At 56.0% G+C, this 17,505-nt stretch carries 21 protein-coding genes; all 21 read left to right on the top strand.

Annotated elements, in window-relative coordinates; all coding sequences use genetic code 11:
• The first annotated feature begins 213 nt into the window (after positions 1 to 213).
• Positions 214 to 612 (top strand): plasmid mobilization relaxosome protein MobC, encoded by a 399-nt coding sequence (mobC, locus tag KE531_07870; GenBank protein MBR9953543.1) that lies wholly within the window; start codon positions 214 to 216, stop codon positions 610 to 612.
• A complete protein-coding gene (locus KE531_07865) occupies positions 584 to 2,209 on the top strand; it encodes a relaxase/mobilization nuclease domain-containing protein (protein MBR9953542.1) in 1,626 nt (541 codons plus the stop codon). Before mobC (KE531_07870) ends, KE531_07865 begins: the two co-directional genes overlap by 29 nt.
• A gap of 232 nt (positions 2,210 to 2,441) precedes the next feature.
• Positions 2,442 to 3,332, top strand: coding sequence for a replication initiator protein A (locus KE531_07860; GenBank protein MBR9953541.1), 891 nt, complete (start codon positions 2,442 to 2,444; stop codon positions 3,330 to 3,332).
• Positions 3,329 to 4,171 (top strand): ATP-binding protein, encoded by an 843-nt coding sequence (locus KE531_07855; GenBank protein ID MBR9953540.1) that lies wholly within the window; start codon positions 3,329 to 3,331, stop codon positions 4,169 to 4,171. Before KE531_07860 ends, KE531_07855 begins: the two co-directional genes overlap by 4 nt.
• On the top strand, positions 4,168 to 4,347 hold the full coding sequence (locus KE531_07850; GenBank protein ID MBR9953539.1) for a transposon-encoded TnpW family protein: 180 nt from the start codon (positions 4,168 to 4,170) through the stop codon (positions 4,345 to 4,347). Before KE531_07855 ends, KE531_07850 begins: the two co-directional genes overlap by 4 nt.
• 111 nt (positions 4,348 to 4,458) lie before the next feature.
• Positions 4,459 to 6,087 (top strand): recombinase family protein, encoded by a 1,629-nt coding sequence (locus KE531_07845; GenBank protein MBR9953538.1) that lies wholly within the window; start codon positions 4,459 to 4,461, stop codon positions 6,085 to 6,087.
• 21 nt (positions 6,088 to 6,108) lie between these two features.
• Positions 6,109 to 6,267, top strand: coding sequence for a hypothetical protein (locus KE531_07840; protein ID MBR9953537.1), 159 nt, complete (start codon positions 6,109 to 6,111; stop codon positions 6,265 to 6,267).
• Positions 6,268 to 6,278: 11 nt separating this feature from the next.
• Positions 6,279 to 7,145 carry a hypothetical protein gene (locus KE531_07835; GenBank protein MBR9953536.1) on the top strand — a complete coding sequence of 289 codons (867 nt, stop codon included), beginning with the start codon at positions 6,279 to 6,281 and terminating at the stop codon, positions 7,143 to 7,145.
• A gap of 17 nt (positions 7,146 to 7,162) precedes the next feature.
• Complete coding sequence (locus KE531_07830) at positions 7,163 to 7,726, top strand: septation protein SpoVG family protein (GenBank protein ID MBR9953535.1); 564 nt, start codon at positions 7,163 to 7,165, stop codon at positions 7,724 to 7,726.
• Positions 7,716 to 8,510 (top strand): site-specific DNA-methyltransferase, encoded by a 795-nt coding sequence (locus KE531_07825; protein ID MBR9953534.1) that lies wholly within the window; start codon positions 7,716 to 7,718, stop codon positions 8,508 to 8,510. Before KE531_07830 ends, KE531_07825 begins: the two co-directional genes overlap by 11 nt.
• Positions 8,507 to 9,103 (top strand): DNA methyltransferase, encoded by a 597-nt coding sequence (locus tag KE531_07820; protein MBR9953533.1) that lies wholly within the window; start codon positions 8,507 to 8,509, stop codon positions 9,101 to 9,103. Before KE531_07825 ends, KE531_07820 begins: the two co-directional genes overlap by 4 nt.
• On the top strand, positions 9,091 to 9,486 hold the full coding sequence (locus tag KE531_07815; GenBank protein MBR9953532.1) for a PrgI family protein: 396 nt from the start codon (positions 9,091 to 9,093) through the stop codon (positions 9,484 to 9,486). The genes KE531_07820 and KE531_07815 overlap by 13 nt, the downstream gene beginning before the upstream one ends.
• A complete protein-coding gene (locus KE531_07810) occupies positions 9,440 to 11,806 on the top strand; it encodes a DUF87 domain-containing protein (protein MBR9953531.1) in 2,367 nt (788 codons plus the stop codon). Before KE531_07815 ends, KE531_07810 begins: the two co-directional genes overlap by 47 nt.
• On the top strand, positions 11,787 to 13,448 hold the full coding sequence (locus tag KE531_07805) for a C40 family peptidase (protein ID MBR9953530.1): 1,662 nt from the start codon (positions 11,787 to 11,789) through the stop codon (positions 13,446 to 13,448). Before KE531_07810 ends, KE531_07805 begins: the two co-directional genes overlap by 20 nt.
• Before the next feature lie 13 nt (positions 13,449 to 13,461).
• Entirely contained in the window at positions 13,462 to 13,716 is a 255-nt protein-coding gene (locus KE531_07800) for a DUF4315 family protein (protein MBR9953529.1), read from the top strand.
• Positions 13,717 to 13,718: 2 nt separating this feature from the next.
• Complete coding sequence (locus KE531_07795) at positions 13,719 to 14,507, top strand: DUF4366 domain-containing protein (protein ID MBR9953528.1); 789 nt, start codon at positions 13,719 to 13,721, stop codon at positions 14,505 to 14,507.
• Between the two features lie 177 nt (positions 14,508 to 14,684).
• Complete coding sequence (locus KE531_07790; protein MBR9953527.1) at positions 14,685 to 15,053, top strand: cysteine-rich VLP domain-containing protein; 369 nt, start codon at positions 14,685 to 14,687, stop codon at positions 15,051 to 15,053.
• 164 nt (positions 15,054 to 15,217) lie between these two features.
• A complete protein-coding gene (locus tag KE531_07785) occupies positions 15,218 to 15,826 on the top strand; it encodes a hypothetical protein (GenBank protein ID MBR9953526.1) in 609 nt (202 codons plus the stop codon).
• A gap of 12 nt (positions 15,827 to 15,838) precedes the next feature.
• On the top strand, positions 15,839 to 16,003 hold the full coding sequence (locus KE531_07780; protein ID MBR9953525.1) for a hypothetical protein: 165 nt from the start codon (positions 15,839 to 15,841) through the stop codon (positions 16,001 to 16,003).
• Positions 16,000 to 16,347, top strand: a complete 348-nt coding sequence (gene mobC, locus KE531_07775) for a plasmid mobilization relaxosome protein MobC (protein ID MBR9953524.1) — start codon at positions 16,000 to 16,002, stop codon at positions 16,345 to 16,347. The genes KE531_07780 and mobC (KE531_07775) overlap by 4 nt, the downstream gene beginning before the upstream one ends.
• Positions 16,348 to 16,502: 155 nt before the next feature.
• Positions 16,503 to 17,429 (top strand): hypothetical protein, encoded by a 927-nt coding sequence (locus tag KE531_07770; protein MBR9953523.1) that lies wholly within the window; start codon positions 16,503 to 16,505, stop codon positions 17,427 to 17,429.
• Positions 17,430 to 17,505: the final 76 nt, after the last annotated feature.

Genomic DNA, 17,505 nt, shown 5'->3' with positions numbered 1-17,505 from the left:
TTTCCCCACCCCCGCGCCGGGGGCTATGTGCCGGATAGGGGGAAGTCTGCGGCTTACTAAGAGCAAGTTTCTACCACAGTACCAAAATTCGCTTACCGCTCATTTTGCCCCTGCGGGAAACTTGTTGGGGAGTGCCTTCCCCAAACCCTGCTATGGCGGCTTGCGCCGCTTATCCCCGCCGCGCTCATGCGGCAAAGAAAGGAGGTCACGACCATGCGAAAGAAATACAACACGCCCCACCGCAGCCGCGTTGTGAAAACCCGGCTGTCCGAGGAAGAATACGCCGACTTCACAGAGCGGCTTGCCCCTTACGGTATCAGCCAGTCCGAATTTCTCCGGCAGGCCATACGGCGGGCAACCATACGCCCCGTTGTCCATGTGTCGGCGGTCAATGATGAATTGCTGGCCGCTGTCGGGAAGTTAGCCGCCGAGTACGGGCGGATCGGCGGCAACCTAAACCAGATAGCCCGGTATCTCAACGAGTACGGCGCACCCTACAACGCCCTGTCCGGCGAGGTACGCGCCGCCGTTTCCGACCTTGCCGCCCTCAAATACGAGGTCTTACAGAAAGTAGGTGACGCTGTTGGCAACACTCAAGCATATCAACTCTAAAAACGCCGACTACGGAGCCGCCGAGCGTTACCTCATGTTCGAGCATGACGAGTTTACCATGAAACCCGTCCTTGATGAAAACGGGCGGCTCATTCCCCGCGAGGGCTACCGGCTGTCTACATTGAACTGCGGCGGCGAGGATTTTGCCGTTGCCTGTATGCGTTCCAATCTCCGCTATGGGAAAAACCAGCGGCGGGAGGACGTAAAGAGCCACCACTATATCATCAGCTTTGACCCCCGCGACGCGCCGGACAACGGCTTGACCGCAGACCGGGCGCAGGAATTAGGGGAACAGTTTTGCCGGGAACATTTCCCCGGACACCAAGCCCTTGTATGCACCCACCCGGACGGGCATAACCACAGCGGCAACATTCATGTGCATATCGTCATTAACAGTCTGCGAGTTGAGGAAGTACCGTTCCTGCCCTACATGGACAGACCGGCGGACACAAAGGACGGCTGTAAGCACCGCTGTACCGACGCTGCTATGCGCTACTTCAAAGCCGAAGTCATGGAGATGTGTCACCGGGAGGGGCTTTACCAGATAGACCTTTTGAACGGCAGCAAAAACCGCGTCACAGACCGGGAATACTGGGCGCGGAAGAAAGGGCAGCTTGCCCTTGATAAGAAGAACGCGCCCATGATTGCGGACGGTATCACGCCCCGGCAGACCAAGTTTGAAACGGACAAGGACAAGCTGCGGCAGACCATAGGGAAAGCCCTTGCCACCGCCACCAGCTATGACGAATTTTCCGCGCTGCTTTTGCGGGAGGGCGTGACCGTCAAGGAGAGCCGGGGGCGGCTTAGCTACCTCACGCCGGACAGGGCAAAGCCCATTACCGCCCGGAAGTTAGGCGACGGTTTTGACCGCGCCGCCGTCCTTGCGAAATTAGAGCAGAACGCCGTCAGAGCCGCAGAAAAGACCGCCGCCATGTCCGAATATCCCCGGCAGGAGAAAACCAGCGTACAGCGCGAAAAAGCCACGCAGACCGCCCCGAAACAGGACGGCGTACAGCGGCTTATCGACATTCAAAAGAAACTGTCCGAGGGCAAGGGGCGCGGATATGAGAAATGGGCGACCATGCACAACCTCAAACAAATGGCGGCGACGCTGAACGCCTACCAGGAGTACGGCTTTACTTCCCCGGAAGAACTGGAAACTGCCCTTGCCGCCGCCCATGAGGGATTGCGCCAGACCACCGGCGAGCTGAAAGCACTGGAAAAGAAGCTGTCCGGGAAAAAGGAATTGCAGCGGCAGGTACTTGCCTACGCCAAGACCAAGCCTGTCCGGGACGGGCTGAAAGCCCAGAAGTCCGAGAAAGCCCGCGCAGCTTACCGGCAGGCGCACGAAAGCGAGTTTATTATAGCCGACGCAGCCGCCCACTATTTCCGGGAGCATGGTATTTCCAAGCTGCCCGCCCGGAAAGCGTTGCAGGCCGAGATTGAGGAACTTATCGTCCAGAAAGACGGGCTGTATCACGACTACCGGGAGCAGAAAGAGCGCGTCCGTCACCTTCAGACCGTCAAGGGCAATATCGACCAGATGTTACGCCGGAATGAGCCGCAGCGCGGCAGGCGGCAAGATTTAGACCGATAAAAACCGCCCCGGACTGATACCGAGAACCTACAAAACAGACTGCCGGTACTTCCCCTATCCGCAATACCATCCGGATTTTTCAAGGGGCGTACAGGGCAGAAAAACCTTGAAAATGACACCGAAACGATACACAAAACGCCGCCTATCCCATTATCCCGATAGGAACGGCAGAAAGGAGCCGCTATGCCGAGAATGAGTAAGAAACGCAAGCAGGAATGGGCGTTTTTCCTCAATGAGCGCAACTGTATCACATACAATCCCCTTTGCCGCAAGTGCCGCCGCACCTGTAAGCAGAGTTTCCGGGCGACCATTATCGACTGTCCGCCTTTTGTTTCCAAGAGGGCAAAGCCGCCCGCCGGGAAAGGAGGCGACCCTTATCGCTGAATATATCACAGCCGAAACAAAGCTGCCGCCCTACCTGCCTTATCCCCGTTTCCTGCTGAAAATGGACATCTCCCAGACCGCCAAGCTGCTGTATGCGCTGCTGTTAGACCGTTCCACCCTGTCGCAGAAGAACGGCTGGCAGGACGACGAGGGCAGGATTTATGTGTTCTATCCCGTAGCAGAGATAGCGGAAATGCTGGACAAGGGCTGTACCGCTGTCAAAGGGGCATTGAACGAACTGGACGCTGCGGGGCTTTTAGAACGGGAACGGAGGGGATTTTCCGCGCCCAACCGGATTTATGTAAAAGTGCCGCCTATCCCAGTAGTACAGTTTTCCGACCCTATGACGGTCGGAAAAGCGACCCTCATAAGTACGGAAAAGCGACCTTATGACGGTCGGAAACCCGACCCTATGATGGTCGGAAATCCGACCCCTAACAAAACTAATATAAACAACCTTACAGAGAGCCAAACAATGGGAGTGAGTGGGGAGCCGCCCGCCCCCGCCTATGGCCGCTATGGAAATATCTATCTGTCAGAAACCGAGTACGCCGAGTTGCAGGCCGACTTCCCGGACAGGCTGGAGCGGCTTATCGAGGAAATGAGCCGCTACCTTGCCGCCAATGGGAAAACCTATCAGAACTACGCCGCCGCCCTGCGGATATGGGCGGACAATGACAAAAAGGGAGCCGAAACCGGCCTGCCGGACTACTCATGCGAGGAAGGAGAGAGCCTATGAACACCATGTTTTCAAATATGACCGCCGCCCCGGAGCCGGAGGACTACACCGGCGAGGACGGTTTACTGTACTGCGGCAAGTGCCGCAAGCCCAAAGAATCCTATTTCCCGGAGGGAAAGACGCTGTTCGGGCGTGACCGCCACCCGGCAGAGTGCGACTGCCAGCGGAAAATCCGGGAGGAACGGCAGGCCGCCGAGGAACGCCGCCGCCACCTTGACGCCGTAGAGGAATTAAAACGCCGGGGCTTTCCCGACCAGACCATGCGGGGCTGGACATTCGAGAATGACAACGGCCAGAACCCGCAGACTGCCACCGCCCGCCGCTATGTGGAGGAATGGGAACAGGAATACGCGGAAAATCTGGGCTGTCTGTTCTGGGGGAGCGTCGGCACCGGCAAAAGCTACCTTGCGGGCTGTATCGCCAACGCCCTCATGGAGAAAGAAATCCCCGTCTACATGACGAACTTTGCCGCTATCCTAAACGACCTTGCCGCCAGCTTTGAGGGCAGGAACGAGTACATTTCCCGCCTTTGCCGCTATCCCCTGCTTATCATTGACGATTTTGGCATGGAGCGCGGGACGGAATACGGCTTAGAGCAGGTTTACAACGTCATAGACAGCCGCTACCGCAGCGGCAAGCCCCTAATCGTTACCACCAATTTGACCTTGCAGGAATTACAGCACCCAAAGGACACCGCCCACGCCCGGATTTATGACCGGCTGATTGAGATGTGTCCGCCCGTCCGCTTTACCGGCGGGAACTTCCGCAAGGGGAAAGCGCAGAGCAAGCTGGAACGATTGAAAACGCTGTTAGCCGGAGGAAAGGAGAACTGCCTATGATAGAACGAAAAGCAGACCGCGCCGCCCGCCGCCCGGACTGCGTGACGGAAATCCGCATGGGGAACACCGTCCTTGTTGTGTCCGGCTTTTTCAAGGAGAGCAGCACCGAAACCGCCGCCGACAAAATGGAAAAAGTGCTGAAAGCCGAAACCGCTACACAACAACCGTCAATTTGACAAATCATAAAGAATCAACTTTGACGATTTTACCGCTATACAGACAGCCCTGTTCCGTGGTACAATCAAGCTACGGAATAGTGGGGCTGGCTGTCGGAAACGGAGGAATTTATGTTAAGACGAGCCACCCAAAACCTCATCACCGCCCTTTATCCGAGATTGTCCCATGAGGACGAGTTGCAAGGCGAGAGCAATTCCATATCCAACCAAAAGCGGATTTTGGAAACCTACGCCAAGCAGAACGGCTTTACAAACCTGCGCTGGTACACCGACGACGGCTTTTCCGGCGCGAACTTTGACCGCCCCGGTTTTCAGTCCATGCTTGCGGACATAGAGGCCGGGAAAGTCGGCACCGTCATCGTCAAGGACATGAGCCGGTTAGGGCGAAACTACTTGCAAGTGGGATTTTATACGGAAATGCTGTTCCCCCAAAAGGGCGTGCGGTTTATCGCTGTCAATGACAACGTGGACAGCGAAAACGGCGGCATGGACAACGATTTTACCCCGCTGCGAAATCTGTTCAATGAATGGCTGGTGAGAGATACGAGCAAGAAAATCAAGGCTGTCAAAAGAGCCAAAGGCATGAGCGGAAAGCCCATTACCAGTAAGCCGGTATATGGCTACCTCATGGACGAGGACGAGAATTACATCATGGACGAGGAAACCGCCCCGGTCGTACAGAAGATTTACCAGCTTTGCCTTGCGGGGAACGGCCCGACCAAGATTGCCCGTATGCTTACGGAGCAGCAAATCCCCACGCCGGGAACACTGGAATACCGCAGGACGGGCAGCACCCGCCGCTACCACCCCGGCTATGAATGTAAGTGGGCGACCAATACCGTCGTGCATATCCTTGAAAACCGGGAGTACACCGGCTGTCTGGTAAACTTCAAGACGGAAAAGCCCTCTTACAAGACCAAGCACAGCGTAGAGAACCCCATTGAAAAGCAGGCGATTTTCCCCGGCCACCATGAGCCGATTATCGACGCGGAAACATGGGAGCGTGTGCAGGAGTTACGCAAGCAGCGCAAACGCCCTAACCGCTATGATGAAGTGGGCTTGTTCTCCGGTATGCTGTTCTGCGCCGACTGCGGCAGCGTCCTCTATCAGCAGAGATACCAGACGGAAAAGCGGAAACAGGACTGCTACATCTGCGGCAGCTACAAAAAGCGCACCCGCGACTGTACGGCGCACTTTATCCGCACCGACCTTTTGACCGCCGGTGTCCTCTCCAATCTCCGGCAAGTGACGGAATACGCCGCCAAGCATGAGAGCCGCTTTGTCAAGCTGCTTATCCAGCAGAACGAAATCGGCGGCAAGAGAAAGACCGCCGCAGCCACCAAGCAGCTTGAACAGGTACAGGAGCGCATTTCCGAAATCAGCCGCATTATCAAGCGTCTGTATGAGGACAACGTAAGCGGGAAAATCAGCGACGAGCGTTTCATGGAACTGTCCGCAGACTACGAGCAGGAACAGCGGGAACTGAAAGACCGCGCCGCCGGTTTGCAGGAAGAACTGGACAAGTCGCAGGCCGCCACCGTCAACGCGGAGAAATTCATGGGGATTGTGAGAAAACACCTTGCCTTTGAGGAACTTACCCCCACCCTCTTGCGGGAAATGATTGAGAAAATCGTTGTCCATGAATCGGAATCCCTTGACGGGAAACGTCGGGGAAAACTCCGCAGACAGGAAATCGAAATCTATTATTCTTTTGTCGGCAAGATTGACTTGCCGGAATAACCGCCCGACCTATCCGACGTAATCGCGAAACGCCGGATAGGAACGGCAAAATTTTTTACACTTCTATTACTTCTTTATCGCACATCAGCAAAAAGCCAGGGCATGAAACAGCTCATGGCGGGCGGCGGCATCATCCTGCTCGGCACTACGCTGATCCCTCTGCTGTCCGGCCTGTTTTAAGGTAGCGGCTTATGGGATTTCTCACCGACTGGCTGACCGACTGGCTCAAAAGCCTGCTCATTGAAGGCATTTTAGGCAATCTGAGCGGCCTGTTTGATACGGTAAATGCCCGAGTCGGGGAGATTGCGGGGGAGGTGGGAACAACTCCGGCGGCGTGGAACGCCGGAGTTTTCTCCCTCATCCGCCAGATTTCCGAGACGGTAATTTTACCGATTGCCGGGTTAGTCCTAACCTATGTGGCAGTCTATGAGCTCATTCAAATGCTGATAGACCGCAACAACTTACATGACATCGACACCTGGATGTTTTTCAAGTGGATTTTCAAGACGGCGGCGGCCATCCTCATCCTCTCCAACACCTTCAATATCGTCAATGCGATTTTTGATGTGTCGCAGAGCGTGATTGCAAGCTCGGCGGGGGTGATCCAGGGCTCCACGGACATATCGCCGGATATGCTGGCGGATTTGGAGGCCACGCTGGAGACAATGGGGCTTGGCTCCCTTTTGGGCCTGTGGCTCCAGTCTATCTTTATCGGCTTTACCATGACCGCGCTGAATATCGTGATTTTCGTTCTGATCTATGGCCGTATGCTGGAAATTTATATGCTGACCAGTTTAGCGCCCATCCCGGTGGCTACTTTGTCCAACCGGGAAATGGGGAGCATGGGGCAGAATTATCTGAAGTCCTTGTTCGCCATCGGTTTCCAGGGGCTGTTGATCCTGCTGTGCGTGGGCATCTATGCGGTGCTCATTCAAGAGATCGCCACAAGCGGCGATCCCATCGGCGCGATATGGGGAGCCGTGGGCTATACGGTTTTGCTCTGCTTTATGCTGTTCAAGACCGGGACGATTGCAAAAAGTATCTTTGGCGCGCATTGAGAAAGAGAGGTTGAACTATGGCGAAAACGCAGGAGGCGGCGGGCCGGGGAGCCCCCGCTGTGGATATGGCGCAGGAGGATTTCCGGCGCTTATTGTTTGAGGCTCCGATTGCGGAGCTGGCAGAAAACCAGGGCATCAGCATTGATGAGGCGGTAAGGCTCCGGGTAGAGCAGGCGGTGGCGGAGGCCACTACGCCCCAGGTAACGGTGCGGCCCATTGAACCCCAGGGCAAGCTGATCGGCTTTGCCAGCGTAAACATCGGGGGCGTGGTGGTGGATGATTTTAAGGTGGTGGACGGGAAAAACGGGGTATTCCTGGGCGCTCCCAGCAAGCCCGATCCCACCAGCAGGACGGGCTACCGCACTACGGCGCGGGTAACAAACCGCGACTTGCAGGCCCAGCTTGACCGGGCGGCGGCCCAGGGCTACAACCAGGCGGTGGAAAAGCTGCTGGCCCGGGCCGAGGCGGTACGGCCCGCGTCAATCCGGGAACAGATGGCGCAGGCCGCAAAGGAGGCCGGAAAGGAAAACGCCGCCCGGTCCGCCCCGGCAAAGGGCAAGGAGGCAAGGGATGACCGATAAGGCGGCTTTGGGACAAAGTGTCCCGAAGTTGCAGGAACCTATGGAGGGGCTGTTTTTATTGGATGGCATCGAGGGCCTGCGCTCCCTCCCCCGTCATTCGGTGGATATGCTCCTTACCGATCCGCCCTATGGCACTACCCGGAACTTTTGGGATGTGCCCCTGCCGCTCCCCGAGCTGTGGGAGGCTGTGAAATGGGCCGTCAAGCCGGAGGGCGCGGTGCTGTTCTTTGCACAGTGCCCCTATGACAAGGTGCTGGGGGCCTCCAACCTTTCCATGCTCCGCTATGAGTGGATCTGGTACAAGGAGCGCGGGACGGGATTTCTCAACGCAAACCGGGCCCCACTGAAAAAATCCGAGAATATCTTGGTATTTTATCAGAAGGCCCCCATCTACAATCCGCAGTTTACTTACGGCAAGCCGTACAGCCGCGTCCATGCCCGCAGCGGAACCAGCCCGAACTATGGGAAATTTGAGCGGCAGAGCTCCCAGTCCAGCGATGGGCGGCGCTATCCGGGGAATGTGCTCTTTGTCCCCACAGTAACGGGCGGCATCCATCCCACGCAAAAGCCCGTGGAGCTGTGCGAGTATTTCATCAAGACCTACACCTGGCCCGGCGAGCTGGTAGCGGACATCTGCGCGGGCTCCGGCACAACCGCCGTTGCCGCCCTCAATGCGGGCCGCCGCTTTATCTGCTTTGAAACAGCCCCGGCCTTTTACGCCCCGGCCACGGAGCGCATCCGTATGGCGCGGGCGGCGGTGGAGGCCGGGGAGAAAGGAGTCTGACTATCGGAGATTATTCTATTATTTACGCCGATCCGCCCTGGCGCTACGCGCAGAAGGGCCTGCAAGGGGCGGCGGAGCATCATTATCCCACAATGGGAATAGACGAGTTATGTGCGCTCCCGGTGGCGGAACTGGCCGCCCCGGACAGCGCGCTTTTTTTATGGGCGACTTTCCCCCAGCTCCCCGAGGCCCTGCGGCTCATTAAGGCGTGGGGCTTTCAGTATAAGTCCGTGGCTTTTGTCTGGCTGAAGAAAAATCGAAAAGCTGATAGCTGGTTTTATGGCCTGGGCTTTTGGACGAGGGGAAATGCGGAGGTCTGCCTGCTGGCGACCAGGGGACACCCCAAACGGCAGGCGGCGAATGTCCACCAGTTTATCATTTCCCCCATTGAGGCCCACAGCAAAAAGCCGGACGAGACCCGGGAAAAGATCGTTGCCCTTATGGGCGATCTTCCACGGGTGGAGCTGTTTGCAAGGCAGACGCCGCCCGGCTGGGATGTGTGGGGAAACGAGGTGGAAAGCACCGTCCCGGACTTTGGGACAAATTGTCCCGAAGTCAAAGGGCCGAAAGGAGGTTTTTCATGCCCTATGTGAATGTCCCGAACGACTTATCCAAAATCAAAACAAAGATGGCCTTTAACCTTACAAAACGCCAGCTTATCTGCTTTGGCGGCGCGGCGGCCATCGGTATCCCGTCCTATCTGCTGGCCCGGGAGCCCCTGGGAAATACCGGGGCCATGTTCCTTATGCTGGCGGTCATGCTCCCGGCGTTCCTGCTGGCGATGTATGAAAAAGACGGGCTCCCCTTTGAAAAGGTGGTAAAAAATATCCTCCGGGCCAAGTTCCTGCGGCCCGGGGTACGGCACTATCAGACGGAAAACTTGTATGCCCCGTTTACCGGGCGGGGCGCTGTGAGAAAGGAGGATGCGATTGCGAAAGGCAAACAAGAAAAGCAAAAACGGCCCCGGAAGGGCTAACAGCCGGGCGGCCCTGTCCGTCCAGCAGACGATCCCCTATCTGGCGATGCACCCGGACGGGGTGTGCAAGCTCCCCGGCGGGCTCTACACGAAAACCGTGGAATACGAGGACATCAATTATTCCGTGGCAAGCACCGAGGATCAGACGGCGATTTTCGGCGGCTGGAGCTCATTCCTCAATTACTTTGACAGCTCCCTGCCGTTCCAGCTTTCCTTTATCAACCGCCGCTCCCATTCCCGGAGCCGCTACAAGGTCAACATCCCCCAGGCGGACGATGCCTTTAACAGCGTCCGGGAGGAATTTACCGGGATGCTGAAAAATCAGATTGCCAAAAGCAACAACGGCATTGAGCGTTCAAAATACATCACTTTCGGCATACCCGCCGAGGGGATCGCGGAGGCCCGTCCCCGCCTGGAGCGTGTGGAGGCCGATGTGATGGGAAACTTCAAGCGGCTGGGCGTTCCCTCCGAGCCGATGGACGGGCGGGCGCGGCTGGCCCTGCTCTATGGGCAGATGCACCCGGGGAGCCGGGATCCGTTCCGCTTTTCGTGGAAGGACATCCCGCAGACGGGTCTGGGGACGAAGGACTTTATCGCCCCGGACAGCTTTGACTTCCGGCAGTCCCGCTCTTTCCGTATCGGCCAGTATTGGGGCGCGGTGTCCTACTTACAGATTTTAGCGTCCGAGCTCTCGGATAAGCTCCTTGCGGAGATTTTGGAGCTGGATGCGGAAATGACGGTCACGCTCCATATTCAGACGGTGGATCAGCTAAAGGCCATCAAGACCATTAAGGGGAAAATCTCCGACATTGGGAAAATGAAGGTGGAGGAACAGCGAAAAGCTGTCCGGGCCGGGTACGATCCCGACATCCTCCCGCCTGACCTCATTACATTCAGCAAGGACGCGGCGGAGCTTTTGGCTGACCTGCAGTCCCGCAACGAGCGGATGTTTCTTCTCACTTTCACGGTGGTAAACCTTGCCCCTACCCGCCAGCGGCTGGAAAACGATGTATTCACGGTGGGCGGTATCGCGCAGAAATACAACTGCTCCTTAAAGCGGCTGGACTGGCAACAGGAACAGGGCTTTGTGTCCTCGCTGGCCCTCGGCTACAACGAAGTGGAAATTCAGCGCGGCATGACAACCAGCTCCACGGCGATTTTCATTCCCTTTATGACCAGGGAGCTGCGGATGGGCGGGCAGGCCCTCTACTACGGGATGAACGCCCTTTCCCACAATGTCATCATGGCTGACCGCAAAAAGCTGAAGTCGGCCAACGGCTTGTATCTTGGCTCTACGGGCTCCGGAAAATCCTTTGCGGCGAAACGGGAGCTCTTAAATGTATTCCTTGCCACGAATGACCGCATTGTGATTGTCGATCCGATGGGCGAATATGTCCCACTGGCCCGCAGGCTGGGCGACCAGGCCCAGGTGATCGAAATTTCCCCGGACAGCCCCCATCACTTAAACCCGATGGATGTGGAGCTCAATATGGCCGCCGGGGAGAGCCCGCTTTCCATGAAGGCGGATTTTTTGTTGTCCCTGTGCGAGCTGGTGGTGGGCGGCAAGGAGGGCTTACAGCCCATTGAAAAAACCGTCATTGACCGCTGTGTGCGGCTGGTCTACCGGGAGCAGGCCCTGGGGATTGCCACGGAACGGACGCCGCTTTTACAGGATTTGTACGAGGAGCTTTTGCACCAGCCGGAGCCGGAGGCCCGCCGTGTGGCAACGGCCCTGGAGCTCTACTGTACCGGCTCCCTCAATCTCTTTAACCATCCGACCAATGTGAAAACCGACAAGCGGGTGGTGTGCATCGTGTTAAAGAACATGGGAGAAAATCTCCGCAAGATTGCCATGCACATCACAAACGAGTTTGTCTCCCAGGCGGTGGATGCCAACTTCCGGGAGGGCGTGGCGACCTGGTGCTACTTTGATGAGTTCCATGTCCTGCTCCGCGATCCGCTGACGGCCAGCTACTTTGTGGCGGTCTGGAAGATGCTCCGCAAAAAAGGCTGTGTCCCCAGCGCACTTACGCAGAATGTGAAAGACCTCTTGGCCAGCCGGGAGATTGAGAACATTCTGGACAACACGGACTTTATGATCCTTTTGTCCCAGGCCCAGAGTGACCGGACGATTTTGGCGAAACAGCTCGGCATATCCGAGCATCAGCTTTCCTACATTACCCACTCTAATTCCGGCGAGGGCCTGCTGTTCTATGGGAATGTGACCATCCCCTTTGTGGATCGGTTCCCTCGCGGGGAGATCTATGACCTGCTGACTACCCGCCCGGAGGATATGAAAAATGAAACGAAAACCGAATAACGGCGCGGGAAACGCCGGGGGCACTTCGGGACAAAGTGTCCCAAAGTCCCCGAAATCAAAATTCCGGCAGAAAAGCCAGCAGGAACAGGCGGCGGCGTCCAAGCTCCGCATGGAAAAGCGCGGGGAAAAGCTGGAGGCCGCCAAAGAAAAGCTGGCGAAACAGAAACCGCCGAAAAAGCCGGGCCCGGTCAAGCGTGTGGGCCGGGTGGCCAGCGGCTCCGTCCACGGCTTTGTGCATGGCAAGATTTATGAAAACGAGCACGAAAATGTGGGTATCGAAGGGGCCCACCGCTCCGAGCTTGTGGGCGAGGCCGTCCTGCGGCATGGCTCCCGGTATGTGAGACGAAAAATCCGGGAGCACCCGGCAAAGGCTGTCCGGCGGGCCGAGTCCAAATATATCAAGGCCACGGCGGACTATCACTTCCACACCGCCGCCCAGGAGCACCCGGAGCTTTCTAAAAACGCCCTGTCCCGCTACTGGCAGAAACGGCGGCTCCGCAGGCGGTATCAAAAGCAGGCAAAGGAGGCCGCCAAACAAGGGGCGCGGGCCGCTGAAAAAACGGCTGTTACCACGGAAAAGCTGGCGGCCCGGGCGGTGGGCTTTGTGAAACGCCATCCCGTGGGCTGTCTGCTGGCTCTGGCCTGCGTCCTGCTTGTGCTGGTGATGCAGTCCTGCTCGTCCTCCCTTGTCACACTGGGGAACAGCACCATCGGCGCGGTGGGGGCCAGCACCTACCCTTGCGAGGATGGGGATATGCTGGGGGCGGAGGCCGCCTACTGTGACTTGGAGGCGGAGCTTTCCGGCTATCTGGACAGCTACGAAAGCACCCACGATTATGACGAGTACCATTTTGACCTGGACGAGATTGAACACGATCCCTATGTGCTGCTGTCCCTTTTGTGTTCGCTCCATGAGGGACAGTGGACGCTTGACCAGGTGGAGGGCTCCCTGCAAATGCTCTTTGACCGCCAGTACATTCTGACCGAGGATGTGGTGGTGGAGGTACGCTACCGGACGGAAACCCGCACCGACAGCGAGGGCAACGATTACGATGTGGAAGTCCCCTACAATTACTACATCTGCTATGTGACGCTGGAAAACAAAAACCTGTCCCATCTGCCCGTCTATGTGTTGAGCGAGGATCAGATGTCCCGGTACGCCATCTACATGGCAACGCTGGGAAACCGCCCCGACCTGTTCCCCGGCTCTGAGTATGTGGGAAAGTACACCGAAACGCCGGACGGCTACGAAGTGCCCGGGGAATATCTGGACGATGAAACCTTTGCCGCCATGCTCTCCGAGGCGCAGAAATACATCGGCTATCCCTATGTGTGGGGCGGCTCCAGCCCGTCCACTTCCTTTGACTGCTCCGGCTATGTGTCCTGGGTGATCAATCACTCCGGCTGGAATGTGGGCCGCCTGGGGGCCCAGGGGCTCTATAACATCTGTACGCCGACCAGCAGTCCGAAACCCGGCGATCTGGTCTTTTTCAAAGGCACTTATGACACGCCGGGCGTGAGCCACTGTGGGATTTATGTGGGGGACGGACGGATGCTCCACTGCGGAGATCCCATCGGCTACGCAAATCTAAATACAAGCTACTGGCAGTCTCATTTCTACGCCTACGGGCGTTTACCATGATTGGAGGTTATCTATGGCAACGGCAAAAAGCGCGAAAATCCAGGCTGAGATTGATAAGGTCAAGGCCAAAATCAGCGAACAGCAGGCCCGGCTCAAGGAGCTGGAGCAGAAAAAGCTGGAGGCGGAAAACAGCGAGATCGTGGATATTGTGCGGGGCATGAGCATCCCCCTGGCAGAGCTCCCGCTCCTGTTTGAAAAGCTGAAAGGCGATGGGACTTTGGGACAAATTGTCCCGAAGTCCGGGGACGATAAAAAGGAGGAAAACTGAATATGAGACGATGGAGGTCTATGGCGGCGGCGCTTTGTGCCGCCGTTCTTTTATGCGGCTTTTCGGCTGTTCCGGCTTTTGCTTATGCGGACGGCGGCGAGGGCGAGAACTACGGCGATCCCACTATGACCGAGGAAACCACGGCCCCGGAGCCGGAGCCCACTATCGAACCGGGCGAGGGCTTTTCGGAGGAAGGCAACCTTGTTACCCGCGATCTGCTCTATGACGAGCACACCAACAAGCAGTTTATCACGGTGCAGACCAGCGGCGGGAACACCTTTTATATCGTCATTGACTATGACAAACCCGTGGACGAGGAAGGCGAACAGTATGAAACCTACTTTCTGAATATGGTGGACGAGGCAGATCTGTTGGCGGCTGCCGAGGCCGCCGGGGTGGAGCTGGCCGCCTGCTCCTGCGCGGAAAAATGCGCGGCGGGGGCTGTCAATACGGATTGCCCGATCTGCGCGGTCAATATGACCGAGTGCGCGGGTGCGGAGCCGGAGCCTGCGGAAACGGAGGAAACCGGGGAGCCCGCCCCGGAGGAGGAAAAGCCGGAAACGGGCGGCAATCCGGGGATGCTCCTTTTGGTGCTGGCCGTGGCGGTGATCGGCGGCGGGGCTGGCTGGTACTTTAAGATTTACCGCCCGAAACATGAAAAGGCCGCCGAGCCCGAGGAGGACTACGGCGGGGAGCTCCAGGACTATGACGGGCCGGAGGTCTACGGAGACGAGGAGGACGGGCCGCCCTGGGACGAGGAGGACGATGACGGAGAGGGGGCGGACGAATGAACTTTACCAACAGTCCCTTTGAGAAAATGATGAAACGGCCCCCGCGCCCGCAGTCCCCCTCCGCCGCAAAACCGCCCAGGGGCTCCCGGTGCTCCGGGTGTCCCTACTGGCGGGGCATCGGCTGTGTCTCCTGCTACCGGGAACTTCTGAAGGCCCCGGCTGGCGGGAGGTGAGGCCATGTCCCGCGAGCTTACCCGGGAGGAAAAGGCGGCCATCCGCGCCCTGGTGGTAAAGTGGTGCGCCAACTATGACCGGGAGTGCGGGTGTCTGCCGCTGGACGGTGAGTGCTATATGTTCGGGAAATGTTATACAGGTGCGTTCTGCCGCTACTTCCGTGAGGCCGTCCTGCCCCTTGCCCCGGCGCTGGAGGCGTCCCTTTTAACCGAGGGGCCCAGGCCGGATTTCAAGTCTTGCCCCATCTGCGGCGGCCCCGTTCCCCCAGATCGGCGGCAGGCGTACTGTTCGGCGGCCTGTGCAAAGAAGGCCCACCGCCGCCAGCAGAGGGAATATATGCGGAAAAAGCGGGGCTGGTCTGTTGACAATTAGGCTCCTAAAAACCCGCTTGTAGCAAGGCTTTCCGGGGCCCGTTTGGGGGTGGGCCGTATCAGACTATGGCCTGCCCCGTTTTGGCCCGGATGCTGTCAACATTTACGCTGTGGGACTTTGGGACAATTTGTCCCGAAGTACCCGCTTTTTAAGGAGGTGCTGTTTTGGAAGAAAATCAAGGCTATGTGATCCGGCAGTCCGTTTTGTTTGACAATGGCCGGGGCTTTGCGATGGGGGAAAACTTCAAGGCCCCTAATCCCTTTGTGACCTGGCAGTTTACCCAGGAGGACGGGAAACGGGACTACTACTGGGGCCATTACTTCAATGAGGAATGTGAGGCCATCGGGGACTACAACCGCCGTGTGTTCAGCCATGAAAAGCAGTATGGCGTTTCCCGGCTGGAGACTTCCGGCCCGGATTTTTTCAAGTATTACTCTACCCAGCGGCCCGTGGATATAGCCACCTATCCCCGCCCGAAGGACAACCTGCCTGTGGCCCATCTCAACTACAACGCCCGCCAGCCGGTGGAGGGCGAGTCATTCCGGGCATGGGGCGAGCTGTGGTATCTCCACCCGCTGACGGAAAAACAGATGGCTGATTATGAGTTAAAGCCCGCCCATGACAATCCCGTGGGCCGTGAGCCTGTGCCGGAGCGGGGCGCGGCAAAGAAACCGCCGATTGCCCGGCAGATGAAAGAGGCTGGACGCAAGGCCCGGGAACACCGGGCCCCGGATGCGCCGGATAAGAAAAGCCCCAGCCGGGGCGACAGATAGGAGGACTGCGCGATGGAGAAAAAACGGGAACAGGAACTTGCTGACCAGGAGGCCCTGCGGCTGTACCGGGAATTTCACGCCCCGATCCCGAAAAGGCCCCCGGAACGGGAAAAGCCGGTGGACAAGGTAAAGGAGCCGCCCCGGGCCAGCCGGAGCCTGGAACGGGAGGAACGATGACAAAGAAACGCCGCCGTCCCGTCCATCTTCATGTGATGGTATCGGAGGAGGAGCAGGCGCTCATACGGGAGCGCATGGCCGAGGCGGGCATCCGCAACATGGGAGCCTATATGCGAAAAATGGCCCTAAACGGCTATGTGCTCCATGTTGACCTGTCCCCCGTCCGGGAACTGGTATCGCTCCAGCGGCGGTGCTCCAACAACCTAAATCAAGTGGCAATCCAGGCCAACACCTACGGCGGCATTTATCCCGAGGAGATCAAAGGGCTGCAACGGGACTATGAAAAGCTGTGGGGGCCCTTGTCCGATCTTTTGAAAAAGCTGTCTGCGATTGTGGAGTGTTAGCCCTGCCGGGGAGCGGTTTAGCCGTTCCCCGGCTTTCACTACTTCGGGACAATTTGTCCCGAGGTGCCAGTAGACTGTTGCGGATTAATTATGATATACTTTATATTATGTAACTAATCTGAGAGCTGATTGCTAATTTGAAAGAAGGGAATTTTATGGATAGCTTTAACGACAATGAATATACAATTTTAATAGGGAATTTGTTACATGATACTCAATACATTGAAGTATCTAATATGGGGAAAATGGCTGGACTTAGGAAACACGCAGAAGTGATGGTTAGAAAAATTTTGAACATTGGCAGTAGTAAACCGTTAATGTTAGGGCAAATAAAAAAACAATCTAATAATCCTGCTGTAAAAAGTGGAATGGATTGTTTGGGAGATGAGTTAAGCGATAGATTGATTAGTATAGTAGGCAAAATCAATCCTCCAGGTAGAGATGGAACTCATACTCAGCATACGGATGATTTTTCTGATGCAGAAGTAGAATATGTTCAGGATGCCATATTTGACTTGTATGCCCTTATTTTTATTAAGTATTTTTTAGATATTCAAGTGAGTATATATTCCGCTCCACAAATATTGCGTGAATTTTCAATTTTACCACCGATTATTAGATATAAGACATGGAAGTTCCTATACGAAAAAGATAAAAATAATATACAAGTAGTGGATAGATTGTGTTTGTCTATAATAAAATTATTTGACAAACCAACCGCTTATAAATGGCTGGAAGATAATCGTATAGCAATTAAAAACATACCATACCCAACAAAAAGTGAAGTGGAAAAATATGATCGGATTAATACTGTTGAGGTAGCACCTGGCAAATATGGAGTAATTGTGACGTTGAATTTTGATCAATATAGTAATATGTATGATTTGCTGTATAGTAAGATCAACGATGACAGAACATCAATTAACGAGTCTGGAAAAATGTACAGGAGTTTTGAAGATGCTATTGTACACTATAGAAAGTATAAAAGTAGTATAGCTCAAAATGGTTCAGAAGAAATAGAGAAACTTCACTCTTTAATGGATTTCGTATATTTGGGAAGAAAGTCAAAAAACGAAATATAAAAATTATAACTTCAATAAATAATCTGAAAATTATAAGTAAAATGGCGGAGGGTAATTTCCCTTCCGCCATTTTTCT

Source organism: Eubacteriaceae bacterium Marseille-Q4139, assembly GCA_018223415.1.
Taxonomy (GTDB): Bacteria; Bacillota; Clostridia; order Lachnospirales; family Lachnospiraceae; genus CABSIM01.
The sequence above is the reverse complement of the archived record's forward strand: the minus strand, read 5'-3'. Positions and strand labels throughout refer to the sequence as shown.

Coding starts and splice junctions, on each gene's coding strand:
- KE531_07850 (MBR9953539.1), top strand. CDS start 4,168: ATGATAGAACGAAAAGCAGACCGCGCCGCCCGCCGCCCGGACTGCGTG.
- mobC (MBR9953543.1), top strand. CDS start 214: ATGCGAAAGAAATACAACACGCCCCACCGCAGCCGCGTTGTGAAAACC.
- KE531_07790 (MBR9953527.1), top strand. CDS start 14,685: ATGTCCCGCGAGCTTACCCGGGAGGAAAAGGCGGCCATCCGCGCCCTG.
- KE531_07825 (MBR9953534.1), top strand. CDS start 7,716: ATGACCGATAAGGCGGCTTTGGGACAAAGTGTCCCGAAGTTGCAGGAA.
- KE531_07800 (MBR9953529.1), top strand. CDS start 13,462: ATGGCAACGGCAAAAAGCGCGAAAATCCAGGCTGAGATTGATAAGGTC.
- KE531_07795 (MBR9953528.1), top strand. CDS start 13,719: ATGAGACGATGGAGGTCTATGGCGGCGGCGCTTTGTGCCGCCGTTCTT.
- KE531_07770 (MBR9953523.1), top strand. CDS start 16,503: ATGGATAGCTTTAACGACAATGAATATACAATTTTAATAGGGAATTTG.
- mobC (MBR9953524.1), top strand. CDS start 16,000: ATGACAAAGAAACGCCGCCGTCCCGTCCATCTTCATGTGATGGTATCG.
- KE531_07805 (MBR9953530.1), top strand. CDS start 11,787: ATGAAACGAAAACCGAATAACGGCGCGGGAAACGCCGGGGGCACTTCG.
- KE531_07815 (MBR9953532.1), top strand. CDS start 9,091: ATGCCCTATGTGAATGTCCCGAACGACTTATCCAAAATCAAAACAAAG.
- KE531_07855 (MBR9953540.1), top strand. CDS start 3,329: ATGAACACCATGTTTTCAAATATGACCGCCGCCCCGGAGCCGGAGGAC.
- KE531_07835 (MBR9953536.1), top strand. CDS start 6,279: ATGGGATTTCTCACCGACTGGCTGACCGACTGGCTCAAAAGCCTGCTC.
- KE531_07860 (MBR9953541.1), top strand. CDS start 2,442: ATGAGCGCAACTGTATCACATACAATCCCCTTTGCCGCAAGTGCCGCC.
- KE531_07780 (MBR9953525.1), top strand. CDS start 15,839: ATGGAGAAAAAACGGGAACAGGAACTTGCTGACCAGGAGGCCCTGCGG.
- KE531_07830 (MBR9953535.1), top strand. CDS start 7,163: ATGGCGAAAACGCAGGAGGCGGCGGGCCGGGGAGCCCCCGCTGTGGAT.
- KE531_07845 (MBR9953538.1), top strand. CDS start 4,459: ATGTTAAGACGAGCCACCCAAAACCTCATCACCGCCCTTTATCCGAGA.